Origin of the sequence: Hufsiella arboris, assembly GCF_009834875.1 — a bacterium.
GTDB classification, from domain to species: Bacteria; Bacteroidota; Bacteroidia; order Sphingobacteriales; family Sphingobacteriaceae; genus Hufsiella_A; species Hufsiella_A arboris.
On sequence record NZ_WVHT01000024.1, the window covers coordinates 1 to 4,736 of the forward strand.

The 4,736-nt window shown below is 44.0% G+C and carries 3 protein-coding genes; 1 reads left to right on the plus strand and 2 read right to left on the minus strand.

The genetic code is table 11. From position 1 onward, the window contains the following. Positions 1-867 precede the first annotated feature (867 nt). Positions 868-2,325 (plus strand): hypothetical protein, encoded by a 1,458-nt coding sequence (locus GS399_RS20385; protein WP_160846508.1) that lies wholly within the window; start codon positions 868-870, stop codon positions 2,323-2,325. A 191-nt stretch (positions 2,326-2,516) separates the two neighbouring features. Here the strand turns inward: GS399_RS20385 and GS399_RS20390 are convergent, their stop codons facing one another. Beyond that, entirely contained in the window at positions 2,517-3,695 is a 1,179-nt protein-coding gene (locus GS399_RS20390; RefSeq protein ID WP_160846509.1) for a metallophosphoesterase, read from the minus strand. A gap of 333 nt (positions 3,696-4,028) precedes the next feature. After that, a complete protein-coding gene (locus GS399_RS20395) occupies positions 4,029-4,277 on the minus strand; it encodes a hypothetical protein (protein WP_160846510.1) in 249 nt (82 codons plus the stop codon). Positions 4,278-4,736 lie beyond the last annotated feature (459 nt).

A 4,736-nucleotide genomic window follows, 5' to 3' on the forward strand; every position in this document is an offset into this window, starting at 1 on the left:
CTAAAAATTCCCACGGCTCTGATTGCGACAGGCCGGATTACCGGGTTTTTAGCACAAAAATTTGAAGCCTTGATTTTTTGCGCCGCTTTTGTATCAAGACAAAAGAGGCTAGCCAGCCGCCGGCAATGAGGCGGACTAGCTTTCATAAACAGCTGGCTGTGCCTTTTTATTGTTAGCCGGGCTCATAGCCGCCCAAAGACCTAGTCCTTTCCCTTCAGCTGGAAAGGACCAAAGAGCCGCCGGCTTCACCGCTCTTCAGCTAAAAGTTTATGCTAATAACGGGAGCGCAGCGAAGAGCCGTGGGAATGGCAGCGATTATTGATCGTTGCTGCTACACTCGCTTCATCTGCTTGTCAATGCAAAATGAAAGGAGTTACAACGCCATCAACACAAACTTTCTTAACGCTGAATCCGCTGATGCCGGGTGCCCGATCAATGGCACTAATGTATGATCGTTTGTTTCCTGCCACCGATTTAAGTTACTACAGATCATGAATTGCTGTCCCCGGCACTAAGCATATCCTGCTACTTAGTCTAGTCTTTGCATGTTGCGAGGATTCTATTCTATTTCGCTTTTAGCGAAACAACAGTTCTACTAAATTCCCGTTGTGTCAGGCGACTGAACAAGGATCAAAAGCAAAATATTTTAATTGATAGGTGTCTCCGGGAGTGACTGGTCTGGCACCTCGCGAGATGCAAGAATGAGACGAGGGAGCTATAAAACCTCACATTCATTGGCTTATAATGGCTATAATTCGCCATTGCTGTTGAGTGACCTTTAAGGTATCTTAATTCACGGTAAAATCTTTTCCTCAATACTAAACTAACAAAGCACTTTCTACCCGTCAAAAATTTAATAGATAAATCATGAAAACAATTGTTGAAATCTTAAAAGACATTCAAAGAAAAAATTTCGAAACAACTTTTAGAAATGAAAGGCTGACGAATGGTGCTGGTGAAATTTACTTTAAAGAGGGTACCGTGTCAATTTTACCCTTGGAAATGGCTTTAGTTAGATTACAAGACTTGCATTTTAAATGCACTAACAGCAACGGATTCATCGAAATCTCGAGTCAATACTCTAGAAAAGATTTTCAATCTTTATATCGTGTCGCGGCAACTTCTTTACTATGTAGAATACTTTTAACTCCAATTGAATATAGAAAACTCATAGTTGATAAAATTTTAGCCACCGCTTTCAGTCTTGGCAAAAGTGATGGCCTTGAATCAATATTTATGACATCTGTGACGTCAATTAGTGACAATGACCAGGCGAATTTTTCTCAACAATATTTTAAAAAATGGAAAGAGTTAGGAATTCCGGAAGTAGTCGGAGGAAATCATGGCTATTCAATGATTTTAGATTCCAGATTTCGATTAATACCCGTAAATATGGAAAATCTTATTCGTGTGTATAATTCGGAAAGGCTTAACGACATTGAACGATTTCTAACAGATAGAGAACGCTTAACTGTTTCTGAATCTCAATGTAGAGGTTTACTCATGTTAAGTGGTGCAGTTGTATTTGGATACTTCGGCTATCGGACAGGAAATACATTTGGTGGCATTTCCGCTGGTGTTGCAGTCGGAGCAGCAGTAGCGGCTGTATTCTGTGAAAACGACGATGAACCTTCTCCAAATCCCGCTCCATCACCGTCTCCAGACCATGATGACGACGAACCGATTCCAGAAGAAACTGGATGTATTGCTAATCCAAACTGGGGAGATTTTTCGTTTAGTGACCCCTATAGTAATCTGTCTGGTTTGAGCGAGGAGTCGATAGCTGTTGCCTTTGGTCAGGGATTGAATGCTTTTATAGTTAGAAATAATCGTAACGAATTATCGGTAACCGGTTTTCCAACTTTAGAAAGATCTACTAATGGTGATGTTGAAATAAGAGATAGCGGATTTTTGAGGGGCGGCGATATTGAACAGCAATTGCGTAACCAAACCAGACGTGGAAATTTGAACCATTTCAAAAAAGAATCAATACGTGTAAAAGGAAAAAACAATTCCTTTAACCCTTCATTCGAAAATATAAATTCGAATAGGGACGATTCTTTTATAACTCCAGAAAGACTTCGAGGATATAGAGTGGAATTTGAAACAAAAGAATATATTATCACTAATGAAAATGGCGAAGTCGAAATAGTCCGTGAGGAGTTAGTGACATTGCATTTTCAACCTGGAAGCAAATATGCAATATTGTTTGGAAATACGTCTATTGATGGAGACCGTGCAAAACAAATATTGGAATCCGGAATTTTGCATTTTTATTTTGATCACATCCAAGACAACATCGACCCTGGCAGAGACTTATCCTGAAGTTAACCTCTCATCTGGTCCTCGCATGTTGCAGGATTATCTTCTCTTTCGCTGGTACTAAACAATAGTTAAATTTTAGCTAGTTAGGCTAGTGCTTAATGATCAAAAGCAAAATATTTTGTTTGATCAGCGTTGCTGGAAGCGACCGAATCTTGCATCCTCACAACATGCGAGGACGAGCCTGATATAAACTACTTACGTTTCAACGTAATCACCGCCACTTCCGGCCATATTCCGATGCGGCCTTTTAAACCCAGGAAGCCGAATCCCCGGTTAACATACAAAAAACGTCCGTGGCGTTGATACAGCCCTGCCCATTGCTTGTATACGTATTGTACAGGGCTCCACTTAAGTCCGAAAAGTTCAATACCAAACTGCATTCCATGTGTATGCCCCGAAAGTGTCAGATGAATGTGCTGGTGATGATCGAGCGTTACGCCTTCCCAGTGTGATGGGTCATGCGACATCAGGATCTTAAATGCGTCATCATGTACACCCGCGGTCGCTTTCTTTAAGTCGCCGTACTGATGAAAGCCACCTTTTCCCCAGTTTTCGACGCCAAGCAGAACGATCGATTGTCCACCTTTTTGAAGCGTGATTGCCTCATTCAGCAATAAACGGAAGCCGATTTCAGCGTGCACCTGTTTCAGGCGATTCAAATTATCCCGCTTCGCCATCGGAGTTTCCCAATGCATGTAATCGCCATAGTCGTGGTTTCCCAAAACCGAAAATTTACCCATTGGCGCCTTCAGTCCGGCGAAAGCGGTGATCCACCTGTCCATTTCAGACGCCTTATTATTAACCAGGTCGCCTGTAAACAGGATGATATCGCTTTGTTGTGCATTAACAAGGTCGAGGCCTTTTTGTACACCCGTTGCGTTCGTAAAGCTGCCCGAGTGAACATCCGTTATCTGGGTAATGGTGAAACCGTCAAAAGCTTCGGGCAGATCCGGAAACACAATCGTTTCACGTCGAACGCGATAAAAATGTTTCCCACGCGTAATGCCGAACAGCACGACGAGAAATACAACTGCGGCTACTCCCACCGCCAGCTCGCTTACCCAGACCGCCGCCGGTGGGAAACCTCGTAACAAACGGCTTATATCCTCGATTAATAAAACCGGCAGCGCAGCTAAACGTGGAATAAACACCAGGGGCAACAACCCCATAAGCCAGGTTATCAAAGTCTGTTGTAAGCGCGAACCACGCCGCACAAAAATTACAGTAAGTATTCCGCCAATGAGCACCAGGTCAATAAGCCAGTAGCACCACAACAATGCACCGGACGATAACAGCGTCTGCACAGCCCGGTAGAAATAGAAGCTGGTTCCCAGCCAAAGCAGGAGAATTAAGGGAAGTCTTTTTATCATTTACAAATGATACCACAAACAGGTACCTGCTCTATGCAGACGGTTGATTGGTGAAAAGATTTTAGAAGAGAAAAGAAAATATGGGGTTAACGGAAAAGTTATGATTGCGGCTGGTGCGCGACTTGGCATCTCGCAAGATGTTGGAACGAGACAGGGTTGCGCCTGCGACGTAGAGCAGTTGAATCCTTTATGCCTTGTGCCGGCAGGGCATTTCCTTTTGATGCCCCGGAAGGAAACAATATGGCCGTGCTTTTCTATTGTCAGCCGGGCTCATAGCCGCCCGAAGACCTAGTCCTTTCCCTTCAGCTGGAAAGGACCAAAGAGCCGCCGACTTCACCGCTCTTCAGCTAAAAGTTTATGCTGATAACGGGAGCGCAGCGAAGAGCCGTGGGAATAGCAGCGATTATTGATCGTTGCTGCTACACTCGCTTCATCTGCTTGGCAGTGCAAAATGATAGGATCTGCAGCGCCATCACCACAAACTTTCTTAACGCTGAATCCGCTGATGCCGGATGCCACGATCAACGGCAGTAACGTATGATCGTTTGTTTCCTGCCACTGATCTAAGTTACTACAGATCATGAATTGCTGTCCGGCAAACGATCATAATCTTACTACCGTTGATAGTACGATGTCGGCCTGCAAATTTTTGGCGTGAAGAAAACGCGGTGATTCGGCCACGGATAATACTCAAACCGTCTCGTGAATGAAGCGATCAGCGAGTGTTGCAAAAGCAATCATACGTCACTCCGTTGCCACGGCTCTGATTGCGGCAGGCCAGATCACCGGGTTTTTAGCACAAAAATTTGAAGCCTTGAACTTTTGTTTCTTTTCTTTCAAGAGAAAAGAAAGAGCCAGCCGCCGGCGGAGAGGCGGACTAACTTTCATAAGCAACTGGCTGTGCCTTTTTATTGTCAGCCGGGCTCAGAGCAGCCCGAAGGCCTATAAACTTTGTCTTGATACAAAGTTTAACAATGCCGAGGCACCCGTAGGGTGAAGAGACCACGAAGACAATTGAAAACGATAAATACAGCTGAGTAA

Bases quoted from the DNA above. Each gene is read 5' to 3' on its own strand.
- GS399_RS20395 (WP_160846510.1), bottom strand. From the start codon at position 4,277: ATGATCTGTAGTAACTTAGATCAGTGGCAGGAAACAAACGATCATACG.
- GS399_RS20385 (WP_160846508.1), top strand. From the start codon at position 868: ATGAAAACAATTGTTGAAATCTTAAAAGACATTCAAAGAAAAAATTTC.
- GS399_RS20390 (WP_160846509.1), bottom strand. From the start codon at position 3,695: ATGATAAAAAGACTTCCCTTAATTCTCCTGCTTTGGCTGGGAACCAGC.